At 68.2% G+C, this 15515-nt stretch carries 18 protein-coding genes; 10 read left to right on the forward strand and 8 right to left on the reverse strand.

What is annotated here, in order from left to right:
• The first annotated feature begins 78 nt into the window (after nt 1–78).
• Genes FHY50_RS05515 through FHY50_RS05550 form a run of 8 tightly spaced genes read left to right on the forward strand, consistent with a single transcriptional unit; the run spans nt 79 to nt 5600 of the window.
• Complete coding sequence (locus FHY50_RS05515; protein WP_140047516.1) at nt 79–789, forward strand: response regulator transcription factor; 711 nt, start codon at nt 79–81, stop codon at nt 787–789.
• Nucleotides 758–2332 carry a sensor histidine kinase gene (locus tag FHY50_RS05520; RefSeq protein WP_140047517.1) on the forward strand — a complete coding sequence of 525 codons (1575 nt, stop codon included), beginning with the start codon at nt 758–760 and terminating at the stop codon, nt 2330–2332. Before FHY50_RS05515 ends, FHY50_RS05520 begins: the two co-directional genes overlap by 32 nt.
• Nucleotides 2333–2363: 31 nt before the next feature.
• Nucleotides 2364–2798 carry an HPr kinase/phosphorylase gene (locus FHY50_RS05525; RefSeq protein WP_140047518.1) on the forward strand — a complete coding sequence of 145 codons (435 nt, stop codon included), beginning with the start codon at nt 2364–2366 and terminating at the stop codon, nt 2796–2798.
• Complete coding sequence (rapZ, locus tag FHY50_RS05530; RefSeq protein WP_140047519.1) at nt 2795–3715, forward strand: RNase adapter RapZ; 921 nt, start codon at nt 2795–2797, stop codon at nt 3713–3715. Before FHY50_RS05525 ends, rapZ begins: the two co-directional genes overlap by 4 nt.
• Before the next feature lie 37 nt (nt 3716–3752).
• On the forward strand, nt 3753–4160 hold the full coding sequence (locus tag FHY50_RS05535) for a PTS sugar transporter subunit IIA (protein ID WP_140047520.1): 408 nt from the start codon (nt 3753–3755) through the stop codon (nt 4158–4160).
• Nucleotides 4157–4429: an HPr family phosphocarrier protein gene (locus FHY50_RS05540; protein WP_140047521.1), complete on the forward strand. Its 273-nt coding sequence runs from the start codon at nt 4157–4159 to the stop codon at nt 4427–4429. Before FHY50_RS05535 ends, FHY50_RS05540 begins: the two co-directional genes overlap by 4 nt.
• 4 nt (nt 4430–4433) lie before the next feature.
• The gene (locus tag FHY50_RS05545; RefSeq protein WP_140047522.1) at nt 4434–5237 is read left to right on the forward strand and encodes a TrmH family RNA methyltransferase; all 804 of its coding nucleotides are present in this window, start codon (nt 4434–4436) and stop codon (nt 5235–5237) included.
• Nucleotides 5238–5249: 12 nt separating this feature from the next.
• Nucleotides 5250–5600 carry a COG3650 family protein gene (locus FHY50_RS05550; RefSeq protein ID WP_140047523.1) on the forward strand — a complete coding sequence of 117 codons (351 nt, stop codon included), beginning with the start codon at nt 5250–5252 and terminating at the stop codon, nt 5598–5600.
• 23 nt (nt 5601–5623) lie between these two features.
• On the opposite strand, the gene FHY50_RS05555 is transcribed toward FHY50_RS05550, so the two are convergent.
• From FHY50_RS05555 to recR, 3 genes are all read right to left on the reverse strand, one after another.
• Complete coding sequence (locus FHY50_RS05555) at nt 5624–7015, reverse strand: DNA recombination protein RmuC (RefSeq protein ID WP_140047524.1); 1392 nt, start codon at nt 7013–7015, stop codon at nt 5624–5626.
• A 95-nt stretch (nt 7016–7110) separates the two neighbouring features.
• Nucleotides 7111–7638: a peptide deformylase gene (def, locus tag FHY50_RS05560; protein WP_140047525.1), complete on the reverse strand. Its 528-nt coding sequence runs from the start codon at nt 7636–7638 to the stop codon at nt 7111–7113.
• Nucleotides 7639–7669: 31 nt separating this feature from the next.
• The gene (gene recR, locus FHY50_RS05565) at nt 7670–8266 is read right to left on the reverse strand and encodes a recombination mediator RecR (RefSeq protein ID WP_140047526.1); all 597 of its coding nucleotides are present in this window, start codon (nt 8264–8266) and stop codon (nt 7670–7672) included.
• Nucleotides 8267–8320: 54 nt separating this feature from the next.
• On the opposite strand from recR, the gene fmt reads away from it, so the two are divergent.
• Nucleotides 8321–9235: a methionyl-tRNA formyltransferase gene (gene fmt / locus FHY50_RS05570; RefSeq protein ID WP_140047527.1), complete on the forward strand. Its 915-nt coding sequence runs from the start codon at nt 8321–8323 to the stop codon at nt 9233–9235.
• Complete coding sequence (truA, locus tag FHY50_RS05575; RefSeq protein ID WP_140047528.1) at nt 9232–9981, forward strand: tRNA pseudouridine(38-40) synthase TruA; 750 nt, start codon at nt 9232–9234, stop codon at nt 9979–9981. The genes fmt and truA overlap by 4 nt, the downstream gene beginning before the upstream one ends.
• Here the strand turns inward: truA and FHY50_RS05580 are convergent.
• The 5 genes from FHY50_RS05580 to FHY50_RS05600 are packed head-to-tail and all read right to left on the reverse strand — an operon-like array spanning nt 9923 to nt 15384.
• Nucleotides 9923–11164, reverse strand: a complete 1242-nt coding sequence (locus tag FHY50_RS05580; protein ID WP_140047529.1) for a class I SAM-dependent RNA methyltransferase — start codon at nt 11162–11164, stop codon at nt 9923–9925. The genes truA and FHY50_RS05580 overlap by 59 nt on opposite strands.
• Nucleotides 11155–12537 (reverse strand): NAD(P)H-hydrate epimerase, encoded by a 1383-nt coding sequence (locus tag FHY50_RS05585; RefSeq protein ID WP_337250266.1) that lies wholly within the window; start codon nt 12535–12537, stop codon nt 11155–11157. Before FHY50_RS05585 ends, FHY50_RS05580 begins: the two co-directional genes overlap by 10 nt.
• Nucleotides 12534–12938: a hypothetical protein gene (locus FHY50_RS05590; protein WP_208402895.1), complete on the reverse strand. Its 405-nt coding sequence runs from the start codon at nt 12936–12938 to the stop codon at nt 12534–12536. Before FHY50_RS05590 ends, FHY50_RS05585 begins: the two co-directional genes overlap by 4 nt.
• The gene (gene ilvD, locus FHY50_RS05595) at nt 12919–14640 is read right to left on the reverse strand and encodes a dihydroxy-acid dehydratase (RefSeq protein WP_140047530.1); all 1722 of its coding nucleotides are present in this window, start codon (nt 14638–14640) and stop codon (nt 12919–12921) included. The genes FHY50_RS05590 and ilvD overlap by 20 nt, the downstream gene beginning before the upstream one ends.
• Before the next feature lie 9 nt (nt 14641–14649).
• Nucleotides 14650–15384 (reverse strand): N-formylglutamate amidohydrolase, encoded by a 735-nt coding sequence (locus FHY50_RS05600; protein ID WP_140047531.1) that lies wholly within the window; start codon nt 15382–15384, stop codon nt 14650–14652.
• Between the last annotated feature and the right edge of the window lie 131 nt (nt 15385–15515).

Genomic DNA, 15515 nt, shown 5'->3' on the forward strand with positions numbered 1-15515 from the left:
CCGGGTCAATGACATGGATGCAATTGAGCACGCCGCCGAACTCGGCTAGTTGCGGGTCCACCACTGGCGGGAGAGCCCATGTCCGCGACGATCGCGCTGGTCGATGACGACCGCAATATCCTGACCTCGGTTTCGATCGCGCTGCAGGCGGAAGGGTTCACGACGCGCGTCTATTCGGACGGCGAAACCGCGCTCAAGTCGCTGATCGACAATCCGCCCGACCTCGCCGTGCTCGACATCAAGATGCCGCAGATGGACGGGCTCGAACTGCTGCGCCGCCTGCGCGAGAAGGCCGCGATTCCGGTGATCTTCCTGACCAGCAAGGATGACGAGCTCGACGAGGCGCTCGGCCTGGCGATGGGCGCCGACGACTATATCGCCAAGCCGTTCTCGCAGCGGCTGCTGATCGCCCGTATCCGCGCGATCCTGCGCCGTACCGAACACGCCTCTCCTGCGCTCGCCGGGCAGCCCAACGAGCCGGTCGCGCTGCCGATCGAGCGCGGGCGGCTGACGATGGACCCACAGCGGCACCGGGTGACCTGGGCCGGCGCGCCGGTCACGCTGACCGTCACCGAGTTTCTGATCCTCGAGACGCTCGCGCAGCGGCCCGGCATCGTCAAGACGCGCAACCAGCTGATGGACGCGGCGTATCACGACGACATCTATGTCGATGATCGCACCATCGACAGCCACATCAAGCGCGTCCGCCGCAAGTTCAAACAGGCCGATCCCGAATTCGACGCGATCGAGACGCTTTATGGTGCGGGCTATCGCTTCGCGGACGACTGACGACGGCGAGCTGCCGCTGCGCTGGACCGGGCGCATCTCGCTCACGCCGCGCATCCTGTTCGTCAACATCTTCGCGCTTGCGCTGCTGGCGGGCGGCTTCTTCTACCTCGATTTCTATCGCACCCGCATCATCGACGGACGGCTGATCCAGGCGAGCCGCGAAGCGCGCGTCATCGGGCAGGCGTTACTGGCGATGCCGCGCGACGGCCGCGACGCGCTGCTCGCCCGGCTGGCCGACACCACCGGCCGCTGGATCCGCGTCTATGGCCCCGACGGCGTGCTGAGGATCGACACCCGCGCGCTCGGCGTCGCCAATTTCCGGCTGCGTGATCCCGATCGCGATCCGTGGGGACAGGACGCCGCCCGCTTCCTCGACGCCGCAATCGACACCGTCGTCGGTGCCGACCGCGCGCCGCTCTATCGCGAGCGCGCCGCCGACAAGGGCTTCGACTGGCCCGACGTCGCCACCGCGCGCGACACGCATACCTCCCCCGCGACCGTGTGGCGCGCACCCGACCGGACGCCGGTGATCACCGCCGCCAGCCCGCTCGGCGCCGAGGGGGTGGTGCTGACCACGATCAACGCCCGCGACATCACGCAATATGTCCGCGTCGAGCGCTATCGCCTGAGCATCGTATTGGCGGTGGTATCGCTGGTATCGGTCCTGCTATCGCTGTTTTTGGCGCGCACGATCGTTCAGCCGCTGCGCACGCTGGCACGCGCCGCCGTTCGCGTGCGCCGCGGACGCGACCGCGAAGTGGTGGTGCCGCGCCTGCCCTCGCGCCGCGACGAAATCGGCATGCTCGCGCGCGCGCTGTCCGACATGAGCCAGGCGCTGCGTGCGCGCATCGATGCGACTGAGGCCTTCGCCGCCGATGTCACGCACGAACTCAAGAATCCGCTGGCGTCACTGCGCTCTGCCGTCGATACGCTGTCCAACGTCAGGGATCCGGCGCTGCAGGAGCGGCTGCTGGCGGTGGTGCACGACGATATCCACCGGCTCGATCGCCTCATCACCGACATCTCGGATGCGTCGCGGCTCGACGCGCAATTGAGCCGCGCCAAGTTCGAACCCGTCGACCTGTACGCGATGGTCGCCGCGCTCGTATCGGCGCGCGAGCAGCGCGGCATGGCGCGCGGCATCCGGATAGTGGTCGATCCGCTGCCGGGCGAAGGCAGCTGTGTCATCCTGGGCGAGGACGCCCGGCTCGAACGCGTGATCGAGAACCTGCTCGACAACGCGATCTCCTTCTCCCCCGATGGAGGCCTCGTGACCATCGCCTTCGAGCGCCGCGGCGACAGCATCGCGATGCATTTCGAGGATGAAGGCCCCGGCGTCGCCGACGATGCCCGTGAGGCGATTTTCCGCCGGTTCCATTCGATTCGCCCGCACGGCGAACAGTTCGGCAAGCATTCGGGGCTAGGCCTTGCCATTGCACGCACCGTCGTCGAGGGGCATCAAGGCGCTATCCGTGCCGAATCGCGTCGCGACGGCAGGACCGGCGCGCATTTCGTCGTCGAACTGCCGGTATCCGGGGGCTGATCCGGGGCAGCCAGCAAGGGACTGAACCGTCATGAGCCAGGTCTCGTCCGAAACCGTGCACGCCTCGAGCGTGGCCGTGGACGGCGTTGCCGTGCTGATCGAGGGACGATCGGGCAGCGGCAAGTCCGACCTGGCGCTGCGTCTGATCGACCGCGGCGGCCTTCTGGTCAGCGACGACTATACGCTGTGCCAGCGCAAGGACGGCGGCATCGTCGCTTCCGCGCCCGCGACGATCGCCGGACAGATCGAGGTCCGCGGTGTCGGAATCGTATCGATGGAGCATGCACAGCAGGTGACGGTCGCGTTGATCGTCACCATCGTCGATACACCCGAGCGCATGCCCGAGCCGGTCTCGAGCCGCTTGATCGCCGGGGTCCCGCTGCCGGTGGTGACGCTCGCCGCGCTCGAACCGTCGGCGCCGATCAAGGTCGAGATCGCGCTCAAGCGCGCGCTGGCGGCAGGATGACGATCGCGCAGAAGCCGATCCTGCTCGTCACCGGGATGTCGGGCGCCGGCAAATCGACGGTGCTGCGTACGCTGGAGGACCTGGGCTGGGAAGTGGTCGACAATCTGCCGCTGCTGCTGCTCGACCGGTTGCTCGCGACGGCGCTGCCCGAGGGCGCCGATTCGGCCGATACGCGGCCGCTCGCGCTGGGCATCGATGCCAGGACGCGCGGATTCGACGCGGAGCGCATCGTCAAGCGCATCAAGCAGCTGCGCGAGGACCATGGCCGCGAACTCGGCGTCCTGTTCCTAGATTGCGGCGGCACCGAACTCGAGCGACGCTATTCCGAAACCCGGCGGCGGCATCCGCTGGCGCTGGACCGGCCGGCCCCCGACGGCATTGCCCGCGAGCGCGAATTGCTGGGTCCGCTGCGGCGCTGGGCCAATCGGTTGATCGATACGACCGACCTGCACGCCAGCGCGCTGGCGCAGCAGATCCGCGACGATTTCGGTCGTGATAACGATACCGAGCCGACGCTGTCGGTGCTGTCCTTCGGCTATTCGCGCGGCGTTCCGCGCAATGCCGACCTCGTGCTCGACATGCGCTTCCTGCGCAATCCGCACTGGGTGACGCAGCTGCGCCCGGGAACCGGCCGAGACGACGATGTCGCCGCCTATATCGCAGACGATCCCGCCTATGCCGAGGCGATGGCGGCAATCGAACGACTGCTGGTGCTGCTGCTCCCGCGCTATCGGGCCGAAGGCAAGGCCTATGTCACCATCGCCTTTGGCTGTACCGGCGGGAGACACCGCTCGGTGCACGTCGCCGAACGCATGGCGTCAAGGTTGCGCGAGGCAGGATTTTCGCCCACGGTGACGCATCGCGACCTCGGGACCGCACCACAGGATGCGCTCGAAGGGACGCAACCCGTGCGATGAGCCTTGCCTGCATGCCCTTTCGATGGATGATGGACTGATGATCGGCCTCGTACTCGTCACCCATGGGCGGCTCGCCGAGGAATTCGTTGTCGCGATGGAACATGTCGTGGGTCGTCAGGAGCATATCGCCACCGTCGCGATCGGCCCCGATGACGACATGGAAGGACGCCGTGCCGACATCGCCAGCGCGATCGGCGATGTCGATCAGGGCGCAGGGGTGATCCTGCTCACCGACCTGTTCGGAGGGACTCCGTCCAACCTCGCCATCTCGCTGATGCAGCCGGGCAAGGTCGAGGTTATCGCGGGCATCAACCTGCCGATGCTGATCCGGCTGGGCGGCGCGCGCAAGGCGATGAAGGTTCGCGAGGCGGTCGCGGCGGCGCGCGACGCCGGCAGGAAGTATATCACCGTCGCATCCGAGGTGCTGGGCGAGGCCGCCGCGTGACGGCTGCCGCGCGGACGGTCCGCATCGTCAACAAGCGCGGCCTCCACGCGCGCGCCAGCGCCAAGTTCGTCACGCTCGCCGCCGCACAGCCGACCAGCGTGACCGTCGAGAAGGACGGAGCGAGCGTGACCGGCACGTCGATCATGGGATTGATGATGCTGGGCGCGGCGATGGGCGACGACGTCACCATCCGTGCCGAAGGCGACGGCGCCGAAGCGGCGGTGGCCGCGCTCGCCGATCTGGTCGAGGCACGCTTCGGCGAGGATTGACCCGGTGCCGCGTGTCATCACCGCTTTTTCCAACCCGCTGATCAAGCGCGCCCGCAGCCTGCGCGACAAGCGCCACCGCCGTGCAGAATCTGCGTTCCTGGCGGAGGGGCTGCGCATCCTGACCGAAGCGCGCGAGGCGGGGTTTCTGCCCGAAACGCTGTTCCATGCCGCCGACAGCGCGCAGCACCCGCTGGTCGTCGCGCTTGCGCAAGCTACCGAAGCAGCGGGCGGTGAAGTGATCGAGACCAATGCCGACATCCTGTCCAAGCTGTCGGGCAAGGACAATCCTGGCGCAGTGGTCGGCATCTTCGCCGAGTTCGCGACCGGGCTGGCGAAGCTGGACCGCAGTGCCGCCGACCTGTGGCTGGTCGCCGAACGGCTGCGCGATCCCGGAAATCTCGGCACGATCCTGCGCACCGCCGACGCGGTCGGCGCGGGCGGGCTGATCCTGATCGACGAATGCGTCGACCCGTTTTCGGTCGAGGCGGTGCGCGCGAGCATGGGCGCGCTGTTCACCGTGCCGATCGCGCAGGCGCCGTGGGAGGAGTTCCTCCCCTGGTTGCGATCGGGTCCGGGACAGCTCGTGGCGCTCAGCCTCGACACCGATCTCGACTATCAGACCCCGCGATACGAGGCACCGACCTTCCTGCTCACCGGCAACGAAGCGCAGGGTTTGCCAGATGCTTATGCGGATGAGTGCGATCTGCGCGTGAAGATGCCGATGCTGGGCAAGGCCGACAGCCTCAACGCCGCCGTCGCGACCGCGGTGATGGCGTATGAAGTCCGCAACCAGCGGCGGCATGGCTGATTGGAAGGGCCGATGCGCATCGTGCTCCTGTCGATTGCCGCATTCGGGCTTGCCGGCTGCCAGACGCCTCCGCCGGGGCAAGGTCCACCTGCCGCGTCGTACCGCGCGATCGGCACCGATCCGTTCTGGTCGCTTGCGATCGAGGGATCGACGATGCGGTTCGAAGGCGTCGGGCTCGCGACGCTTACCCTGCCGCGCCCCGAACCGCGCACCAGTTTCAATGGCCACCGCTATACGACCCAGCGGATGACGGTGGATATCACGCACGGTGCATGCGGCGACGGGATGAGCGATCGCGTATATCCCGACACGGTCGCGGTCACCGTCGATGGGCGCACCTACAACGGTTGCGGAGGGCATTAAGGCCCTGCCCCCGAAGACCGCCCTTACTCCGCGGCTTCCGGTAGTTCCGCTGCCACTGCCAGTTTCGACAATGGCCGCGGGGTGCTCTCGACCATCGGCAGCGGATCGAGCGTCTTGCTGCCGGTATCGACGTTGAGCGTTTCGAAGCGCTTGGCGGAAGTCATTACCTGGCTCTCGATGCTCCCGACAAAGGCGTTGTACGCGCTATTGGCGGTTTCCAGATTCTTGCCCAACCGCGCGATATGGCTGCCCATCGTCGCGATGCGGGCATGAAGTTCGCGGCCGAGATCGGCGATCTGCCGGGCCTCGCCCGCCAGTTTTTCCTGCCGCCATACCGCCGAAACGGTCCGCGCGATCGCGATCAGGTTCGTCGGAGTGGCGATCAGCACGCGGCGCTCGAACGCGTAATCCCAAAGGTCGGGCGCGTGCTCGAGCGCGGCGGAGACGAAATGCTCGCCCGGGACGAACATGATGACGAATTCGGGGGTGTTGTCGAACTGGCCCTGATACGCCTTGCTGCCGAGCGCGTTGACGTGCGCCTTCATCGACGCGACATGCGCGTTCAGGTGCCCTGCCCGCTCCCCTTCGTCCACCGCAGCATAGGCGTCCTGATAGGCATTGAGCGACACCTTTGCATCGATCACGAGCAGCGAATTGCCCGGTACGCGGATCGTCGCATCGGGGCGCAGCCGCCCGCCTTCGGTATCGACCGACACTTCCATCGCGAAATCCGTGTGCTCGGTCAGCCCACAGGTTTCGAGGACGTTGCGCAGCTGCTGCTCACCCCAGCGCCCGCGCGCCTTGGGCGCGGCGCGCAGCGCGTTGACCAGCTTGGCGGCTTCGCTCTTCACCGACTCCTGGCCGATCCGCATCGCGTCCATCAGGCCCTTGAGCGTGCCGTACGCTTCGGTGCGCTCCTTTTCGACCGTCGCCACCGTCGTCTCGTAGCGTTTCAACGTCTGTTCAACCGGCGCCAGCAACGCCTTGATCTTGATCTCATTATTCTCGCCCGCCTGGTGAAAGCGCTCGTCGGCGCGCGCGAGGAAATTCTTCTGCGCATCGCCGAGCAGGCGGTTGGCGACATCGGCGAACTGCGCCGCCATCGCATCCTTGGCGGCCTTGAACTCCTCCAGCCGCGCTTCGAACGCGCGCGCGTCGGCTTTCAGCGTGGCAAGATCGATCCGCGCGGTGTCGCGCTCGACACGCAGGGCTTCGTTCTCGTCGATCAGCGCGGTGACACGCGCCGCTCGGTCGCTGGCGACGGCAAGATCGCTGATCGCCGCCTTGAAATCCTCCTCGCGCCTGTCGCGCTCGGCGCGGACATCTGCGACGCCCCGCTGGCCGAGAAACCAGCCAAGCAGCACGCCTGCCGCCACGCCGACGAGGACTAGGACGATGACGAGCGCGGGATCCATCAGGCGATGCTTTCGGCAGGGGAACGAACCACGAACCTAGCCGAGCGGCGCTCGCGGCTCAACCCCGCCGGCGCGATCGGCGCCCGAGGACCACCTCAGGCCGCCGTCTTGCGCATCTTGGCCAGCTTCTTGAGCACCATGTCCCGCTTCAACCGCGACAGATGGTCGGTGAAGACGATGCCGTTGAGATGGTCCATCTCATGCTGCAGGCAGGTCGCGAGCAGCCCGTCGAACTCCGTTTCATGCGCCGTGCCGTCAAGATCGAGCCAGCGCGCGCGGCATGTCGCCGGACGCTCGATTTCGGCATATTGCTCGGGGATCGACAAGCAGCCTTCGTTGTAGACGCGCGTCTCGTCCGACACGCTGAGGATTTCCGGGTTGATGAACACGCGCGGGTCGCGGATCGGCTTGCCCTCTGCGTCTTCCTCCTCCTGCAGGTCGATGACCAGGATGCGCCTGGGCTCGGCGACCTGGATCGCCGCAAGGCCGATGCCGGGGGCATCATACATCGTCTCGAACATGTCGGCGACGAGCGTCTTGACGGTATCGTCGATGCGCTCGACGGGCTCGGAAATCAGCCGCAGTCGCGGGTCGGGGATCTCGATGATCGGAAGGATGGCCATGGGCCGAAAATATGGACGGCGCGCGATCCGGTCAAGCGACGGGACGCCGCGCACGCAGCGCCTGCGCCAGCGTACCCTCGTCGAGATAGTCGAGTTCGCCGCCGACCGGCAGGCCGTGCGCGAGCTGGGTGACGCGAACCGGATAGCCTTCGATGCGCTCGGCGATGAAATGCGCGGTGGTCTGCCCTTCGAGCGTGGCGTTCATCGCCAGAACGACCTCGTCGATGCCGCCCGCGGCAATGCGGCGGATGAGGCTGTCGATCGCAAGGTCTTCGGGCCGGATGCCCTCGAGCGCGGACAGCCGCCCGCCCAGCACATGGAAGCGGCCAGGAAACAGCCGCGCGCGATCGAGCGCCCACAGGTCCGATACTTCCTCGACCACGCACAGGGCGCGCGCGTCGCGGCGCGGATCGGCGCAGATCGCACACGGATCGCTGGTATCGACGTTGCCGCAGATCCCGCAGGTCGCGAGCCGCTCGCGCACGCTGGCCAGCGCGGCGAGCAGCGGATCGAAGGCGGTCTCGCGCTTTTTCAGCAGATGGAGCACCGCGCGCCGCGCCGAGCGTGGGCCAAGACCCGGAAGCCGCGACAGCGCCTGGGTCAGCGTCTCGATCTCGTGCGAAGCCATCGCCGCCCGAGATAGGGGGTTGCGCGGGGCGGCGCCAGCTTGTTGAGAAGCGGCATGCGGATCGTCTTCATGGGAACGCCGGGCTTTGCGGTGCCGGTGCTCGATGCCCTGGTCGCGGCGGGGCATGATGTCGCCGCCGCGTACAGCCAGCCGCCGCGGCGGGCCGGGCGCGGCAAGGCGCTGACCCCCTCGCCAGTGCAAGCGCGGGCGGACGCGCTGGGCATCGCGGTGCGGACCCCGGTGACGCTGCGCGACCCGCAAGCGCAGGCGGAATTTGCCAGCTGGGACGCGGATGTCGCCGTGGTCGCGGCATACGGGCTGATCCTGCCGCAAGCCGTGCTCGACGCGCCCCGGCTGGGGTGCCTCAACGTCCACGCCTCGCTGCTGCCGCGCTGGCGCGGGGCGGCGCCGATCCAGCGCGCGATCCTGGCGGGGGATGCCGAAACCGGCGTCTGCATCATGCAGATGGAGGCGGGGCTCGATACCGGGCCGGTGCGGCTGGAAGGGCGCACGGCGATCGGCGGCAAGACCGCCGGAGCGTTGACCGATGAACTGGCGGCACTCGGCGCGCGGCTGATGGTCGAGGTGCTCGCCGATCCGGACGCCTATCCGCCAGTCGCGCAGCCGGCGGATGGCGTCACTCATGCCCCCAAGATCGACAAGGCCGAGGCCAGGCTCGACTTTTCGCGAAGCGCTGTCGAGGCCGAGCGGCAGGTGCGCGCGTACAACCCGGCCCCCGGAGCGTTCTTCGAGATTGATGGAGAGCGCGTGCGGGTGCTGGAAGCGTCGGTGGCGCCGGGTAGTGAAGGAGCGGCTGGTATCGTCGCTGCACATCCCGGCGGGTTCGCTATCGTCACCGGCGAAGGAGCGCTGATCCCCACGCTCGTGCAGCGCGCCGGACGCGGCGTCATGACTCCCGCAGAGCTGCTGCGCGGCTTCCCGATCCCGCCGGGAACGCTGCTCGCGTGACCCGGTTCGCGCTGACAATCGAATATGACGGACGCCCTTTCATGGGCTGGCAGCGGCAAGCACATGGCCCCAGCGTGCAGGCGGCGATCGAGCGGGCGCTCAAGCAGATCACCGGCGAGGAGATCGTGGTGCATGCGGCGGGGCGCACCGATGCCGGGGTCCACGCGCTGGGCATGCGCGCGCATTGCGACGTAGCTAGGCCGATCACCCCGTTCCGGTTGATGGAGGCGATCAACGCCCGGGTGCGGCCCGATCCGGTGGCGATCCTCGATTGCGCGGTCGTTCCGAACGACTGGCATGCGCGTTTTTCGTGCACCGCGCGGCATTACGAATATCGCATCGAAGTGCGCCGCGCGCCGCTGACCCTCGACCGCGGACTGGCGTGGCGCGTGCCGACACCGCTCGATGCGGACGCCATGACCGCCGGCGCATCCCGGCTGATCGGGCGGCACGATTTCACCACGTTCCGGTCGGCGCATTGCCAGGCGGACAGCCCGCTGCGCACGCTCGACCGGCTCGATGTCGAACGCGACGGCGATGTCATCGCCGTGTTCGCGTCGGCGCGATCGTTCCTGCATCATCAGGTGCGCTCGATGGTCGGGTGCCTGGCGCTGGTCGGCCAGGGCAAATGGTCGCCCGACGACATGACTGCGGCGCTCGAGGCGCGGGACCGCGCGGCGCTTGGGCTCAATGCGCCGCCCGATGGATTGTATTTCCTGCGCGCGGACTATCCGTCCAGCGGCTGAGGCACCCGACCAGCTCGACATGCGTCGACCAGCGAAACTGCCCGACCGGCTGGACCCAATCGAGCACGTATCCGCCCTCGCACATCGTCTTTACGTCGCGCGCGAAGCTGCTGGGATTGCACGAGACATAGGCGATCCGCGGCGTGGTCGCCTTGGCCAGTTCGGCCGCCTGATCGCGGGCCCCGGCGCGCGGCGGATCGAGGATGATCGCATCGAACCGGCCAGCTTCCTCGGCAGAGAGCGGGCGACGGAACAGGTCGCGATGGTCGGCGAACAGCGCCCTGCCCGCACGCGCAGCGGCACCCTTGAGCGCAAGGATTGCCTCCCGCCCTGCTTCCGCGGCATAGACGCGTGTCTGGGGTCCCAATGCCAGCCCGAACGTCCCGAGCCCGGTGAACAGGTCGGCGACAGTCCGCGGCGTGCCGACGATCGCCTGTACTGCGGCGACCAGCACCGCCTCGCCTTCGGGTGTCGCCTGAAGAAAGGCGCCAGGTGGCAGCGGTACCGCGACCCCGCCCAGCGTCACCGTGACCTCATCGGGCTCCCAGCGCGGCTCGGCACCAAGCCCGTCGTCAAGCGACAGCCGCGCGAGGCCCTGTCGCCGCGCGAATCCCGTCAACGCCTCCGCGCTGGCGAGCGTGTCGGCACTCAACCCCTTGATCACGACATCGACACCCTGATCGCACAGCGCGACATGGACGTCGGCGCGGCGCCCGGTGGGCAGCGTCGCGGCGAGCAGCGCGCGCAGCGGCGCGACCAGCGCGAACAATTCGGGCGCGAGGATGTGGCATTCGGCAAGGTCGATCACGCGGTGGCTTGCGGCCTGCGCGAACCCGAGCAGGACCTGCTTGCCCGCGCGCTCTCCGTGCAGCGTCGCTCGCCGGCGGGTGCGCGGCGGCGAGACGATCGCCGGGCGGACGTCGCTCGCCAACCCCTGCGCGGCTAGTGCGCCGACCACCCGGTCGCGGACGAAATCGGCATAGGCGGCGTCGTCGAGATGCTGGAGCTGGCACCCTCCGCATTCCGGAAAATGGCGGCACGGCGGCACGGCGCGGTGCGGACCCGCTGTAATGGCCCCATCCTCGCCGACCTGATCGCCCGGCGCGGCGAAGGGGATGTGGCGACCATCGGCGGTCACCCCCTCTCCGCGCGCGGCGACGCGGATGATTTCGCTCACCGACATGATGCGATCGCCTCGCTCAGGTGGTCGGCCAGCGTGTCGGCGGCGAAGGCGGGGCCGGCGAGAGATGCAGCACGGCCATGCAGCCAGACCGCCTCGTCAGCCGACCCGCCAGTAGCGATTCGCGCGGCGATCAGCCCGGCGAGCACGTCCCCCGTGCCCGCCGTCGACAGCCATGACGTCAGATCGGCGGCCACAAGGATCTTCCCGTCGGGAGTGGCGATGACAGTGCCGGCGCCCTTGTGGACGATCGTTGCACGCGATTGTCGGGCAGCGGAAAGCGTCCGCTCGATCTTGCTCGCGGCGCTCGCGCCGAAGCAGCGGTCGAACTCGGCGGCATGCGGGGTCAGCACGCTGGCAGCACGGCGCGCGGCCACGGCCGAAGGCAGATCGCGGCCGAGCAGGCTGAGCGCGTCGCCGTCAATCACCAGCGCGCGGTCGCTGGCGAGGACCCGGTCGAGCCGGGCGCGCGCCGCGTCGTCGCGGCCAAGTCCCGGGCCGATGACGATCGCTCCTACTCGCTGGTCCTCGAGCAATGCATCGAGATCGCCATGCGCGCGGTGGACGATCGCATCGGCACCACCGCTCGCGCCGCACAATACGACATAGCCCGCGCCGCCGTGGAGCGCGCCCGACGCCGCAAGCCGTGCCGCGCCGGGCATTTCGCCCGCGATCACCGCAACCATGCCGCGGCTGTATTTGTGCGCATCGCTGGCTGGGGCGGCCAGAGACGGCCGGGCGACGCTGCGCCAGTCGCCTTGCGCCTCCAGGCCAAGCGTATCGAGCAGCACCGTGCCGCAGCGTGTGCTGGCCGGATGCAGGACATGCGCCGGCTTGAGCGCGCCGAGCGCGAGCGTCAGCGTGTAGCCGTCCGCCGCGCCCCGTAGCGCGCCGCTGTCGGTGTCGAGCCCCGACGGGAGATCGATCGCCAGCGCGACGTCGGCGGCCGCAACCAACCAGCAAAGCGCGGTAGCCGTATCGGCATCGAGATCGCGGTCGAGCCCGATGCCGAACAGCCCATCGACCACCACCGGACGTGAGGCGGCCTGTGAAAGCGCTACGGTAGCTCCGCCCCAGCGCTGCGCCATTGCCGCAGCAGCTCCCGATTTGGGTGTGCCGAGCGCGGCGACCGTCACTTCATGCCCCCAATCGCGCAGCAGCGCCGCCGCACCATAGGCGTCGCCGCCATTATTTCCCGGTCCGGCCAGCACCAGGATCGGCCTGCCGAGCGCGAAGCGCGCCGTCTGATGCGCGACTGCTGTGCTCGCACGCTCCATCAACGCTTGTTGCGAAGTTCCTGCTTCAAAGGCGCTATCCTCCAGATCGCGCATCGCTGCGGCGGTCAGAATCGGCGCTCCGGGCGGCAGTCGCCTCACGATCCGGCGAGCGGCGCACCCGTGGCGGGCAGACGATAGCGAGCGCCGCCGATCGCGACCTCGATCTCGCCCGCGTCGAGCACCGTCACCTTGGCCGGTTCGGCCCCGTCCGCAGCGACGATGCCGCGCCCGTCGCTGGTCACCAGCAGGCGGTGGAACCCGCCATCGGGCTGGCGCACGGTCAGCACCGCGCCTTCGGTGCCGGCCACGCGATCGACCGAGCAGACCCGCTCGAATTCGCGCGAGCCGATCGGCGCGCACAGGATGCGCCCTTCCTCGGCCCCGCTGGCATCCGCCGCTGCGGCGGGCTCGCCCTCCGGGATGACGACATTGTCGCTGTCGCTGCCGCACGCGCCGAGCAACAGCAACAGTGCAGCGACGCTAGATATCCGCGTAGACATGGGTTTCGGCGCTCCCCCCCGGATGCGTGACCGCACCCTTATAGGCAGGCCCGACCGTCGCCGCATAGCGCCACAATGCCCCTGATTGATAGTCGGTGGTTCGGGGACGCCAGTTCGCGCGCCGCGCGGCGAGCATTTCGCCGGGAACGTCGAGGTCGATCGTCCCCGCTTCGGCGTCGATGGCGATGATGTCGCCGTCCTCGACCAGCGCGATCGGCCCGCCTTCCGCAGCCTCGGGACCGACATGGCCGATGCAGAAGCCGCGCGTGCCGCCCGAGAAGCGTCCGTCGGTGATCAGCGCGACGCTTTCGCCCAGTCCCAGGCCATAAAGCGCGGCAGTGGTCGACAGCATCTCGCGCATCCCAGGCCCGCCTTTGGGCCCTTCGTAGCGGATCACGACCACCGATCCTTCGGCGATGTCGCGCGCCTCGACCGCGGCAAAGGCATCCTCTTCGCAGTCGAACACGCGTGCCGGCCCGCTGAACTTCAGCCGCGCCAGCCCGGCGACCTTGACGATCGCGCCGTCGGGCGCAAGGCTTCCGCGTAGCCCGACCACGCCGCCGGTCGGCGAGAGCGGCGTGCGCACATCGTGGATCACCTTCTGGTCGGGGTTCCACATGACCTGGTCGATATTCTCGCCCAGCGTCCGCCCGGTCACGGTCATGCATTCGCCGTCGAGCAGCCCCGCGCCCAGCATCGTCTTCATCAGCATGTAGACGCCGCCGGCTTCGTGCATATCCTTTGCGACATACTTCCCGCCCGGCTTCAGGTCGGCGATGTAGGGCGTTGATTTGAATGCCTCGGCCACATCGAACAGGTCGAACTCGATGCCTGCCTCATGCGCCATCGCCGGCAGATGCAGCGCGCCGTTGGTCGACCCGCCGGTCGCCGCCACTACGCGCGCTGCGTTGACGAAGGCGGCGCGGGTGCAGATGTCGCGCGGGCGGATATTGCGCTCGACCAGATGCATCACCGCCTCGCCCGCCGCGACCGCGATCTCCTCACGGCTGCGATAGGGTGCGGGCACCATGTTCGAATTGGGCAGCGACAGCCCGATCGCTTCGCCGACACACGCCATGGTGTTGGCGGTGAACTGCCCCCCGCACGCGCCGTGTCCGGGACAGGCGACCTTTTCCAGCGCGGTCAGCGCCGACAGCGGGCAGGTGCCCGCGGCATAGCGACCGACTGCCTCGAACACGTCGACGACGGTGACGTCGCGATCCTCGAACCGCCCGGGCAGGATCGAGCCGCCATAGACGAAGATCGACGGCACGTTGAGCCGCAGCATCGCCATCATCATCCCCGGCAGCGACTTGTCGCATCCCGCAAAGCCGATCAGCGCATCGTAGCAATGCCCGCGCACGCTCAATTCGACCGAATCTGCGATGACCTCGCGGCTGACCAGTGACGATTTCATCCCCTGGTGCCCCATCGCGATGCCGTCGGTGACGGTGATGGTGTTGAAGCGGCGGGGCATGCCGCCCCCTGCGATCACCCCGCCTCGCGCCGCATCGGCCTGTGCGTTGAGCGTGGTGTTGCACGGCGCGCTGTCGTTGCCCGCGCTGGCGATCCCGACGAACGGCTTGGCGATATCCTCCTCGGATATGCCCATCGCATAGTAATAGCTGCGATGCGGGGCGCGTTCGGGGCCGACCGAGACGTGACGGCTCGGCAGGCGGTTCTTGTCGAATCTGCTGGTCATGACGAACGCCTATGTCGCGGGCGGCGCCATCGGCGCAACCCTGTTGCGGACATGGTCGATCATGTCGGCCAGAATCCCCGCCCACCACACCACGCCGTCGTCGTTCGCGATGAGATCGTTGCGGACCTCGATCGTCAGATACGGGATGTCGTGCGCTTCGGCATGCCGGTCCTGCGTCGCGTTGAGCAGACGCCCCGAATAGGGTTGATTGTCACCGACGACATGGCCTCGCTCGGTGAGCCATTCGATCGCGATCCGCGCGGCGCGATCGTCACGATTGTACAGCAACCCCACCTCCCACGGACGCAGGCTCGGCTTCGATTCCAGCGACGGCGTGAAACTGTGGAGCGCCGCGATCAGCACCGGACGGTTTCGCTGCCGCATTGCGTCGATCGCGGCATGGTGCGGGACATGGAAACGGGCGATGCGCGGCGGGATGTCGGACGCCACATTGCCGGGAATGGGATAACCGTCGCTGGCGACCGGGACCAGTCCGACATGCGCGGGGTCGCGGTGCAGGTCGATCACCAGCCGCGACACCACCGCGATCACCGCTGGCGCGGCGAGTCGCTTCGCCAGCAGCCGCGTCAGCCGCTCGGTGCCGATATCCCAGGCGATGTGCTTCGCAAGCAAGTCGCAGGGGATTTCGAGATCGATATCGGGCGGGACCCGGTTCGAGGCGTGATCGGCGATTAGCAGGACCGAAGAGTCTTCGCCCTCAAGGATCTCGGGAAGCTCGATCATTGGAACGATTGGGGCGGCGCGCGCATCGCCCGCCGCCCCGTATCGTTCGCACGGTGCCGGTTTCCCGGGACCATCGGCGGACGTTGCGCTCCCGGCGTGCGATCCGCTGAGCCGGACGCAGCAAGCATCGG

Origin of the sequence: Sphingomonas japonica, from assembly GCF_006346325.1 — a bacterium.
GTDB lineage: Bacteria > Pseudomonadota > Alphaproteobacteria > Sphingomonadales > Sphingomonadaceae > Sphingomonas > Sphingomonas japonica.

What these genes read in the sequence shown, in the direction of transcription:
- FHY50_RS05515 (WP_140047516.1), top strand. Translation starts at nt 79, where the DNA reads ATGTCCGCGACGATCGCGCTGGTCGATGACGACCGCAATATCCTGACC.
- FHY50_RS05520 (WP_140047517.1), top strand. Translation starts at nt 758, where the DNA reads ATGGTGCGGGCTATCGCTTCGCGGACGACTGACGACGGCGAGCTGCCG.
- FHY50_RS05525 (WP_140047518.1), top strand. Translation starts at nt 2,364, where the DNA reads ATGAGCCAGGTCTCGTCCGAAACCGTGCACGCCTCGAGCGTGGCCGTG.
- rapZ (WP_140047519.1), top strand. Translation starts at nt 2,795, where the DNA reads ATGACGATCGCGCAGAAGCCGATCCTGCTCGTCACCGGGATGTCGGGC.
- FHY50_RS05535 (WP_140047520.1), top strand. Translation starts at nt 3,753, where the DNA reads ATGATCGGCCTCGTACTCGTCACCCATGGGCGGCTCGCCGAGGAATTC.
- FHY50_RS05550 (WP_140047523.1), top strand. Translation starts at nt 5,250, where the DNA reads ATGCGCATCGTGCTCCTGTCGATTGCCGCATTCGGGCTTGCCGGCTGC.
- FHY50_RS05555 (WP_140047524.1), bottom strand. Translation starts at nt 7,015, where the DNA reads ATGGATCCCGCGCTCGTCATCGTCCTAGTCCTCGTCGGCGTGGCGGCA.
- def (WP_140047525.1), bottom strand. Translation starts at nt 7,638, where the DNA reads ATGGCCATCCTTCCGATCATCGAGATCCCCGACCCGCGACTGCGGCTG.
- recR (WP_140047526.1), bottom strand. Translation starts at nt 8,266, where the DNA reads ATGGCTTCGCACGAGATCGAGACGCTGACCCAGGCGCTGTCGCGGCTT.
- fmt (WP_140047527.1), top strand. Translation starts at nt 8,321, where the DNA reads ATGCGGATCGTCTTCATGGGAACGCCGGGCTTTGCGGTGCCGGTGCTC.
- FHY50_RS05580 (WP_140047529.1), bottom strand. Translation starts at nt 11,164, where the DNA reads ATGTCGGTGAGCGAAATCATCCGCGTCGCCGCGCGCGGAGAGGGGGTG.
- FHY50_RS05590 (WP_208402895.1), bottom strand. Translation starts at nt 12,938, where the DNA reads ATGTCTACGCGGATATCTAGCGTCGCTGCACTGTTGCTGTTGCTCGGC.
- ilvD (WP_140047530.1), bottom strand. Translation starts at nt 14,640, where the DNA reads ATGACCAGCAGATTCGACAAGAACCGCCTGCCGAGCCGTCACGTCTCG.
- FHY50_RS05600 (WP_140047531.1), bottom strand. Translation starts at nt 15,384, where the DNA reads ATGATCGAGCTTCCCGAGATCCTTGAGGGCGAAGACTCTTCGGTCCTG.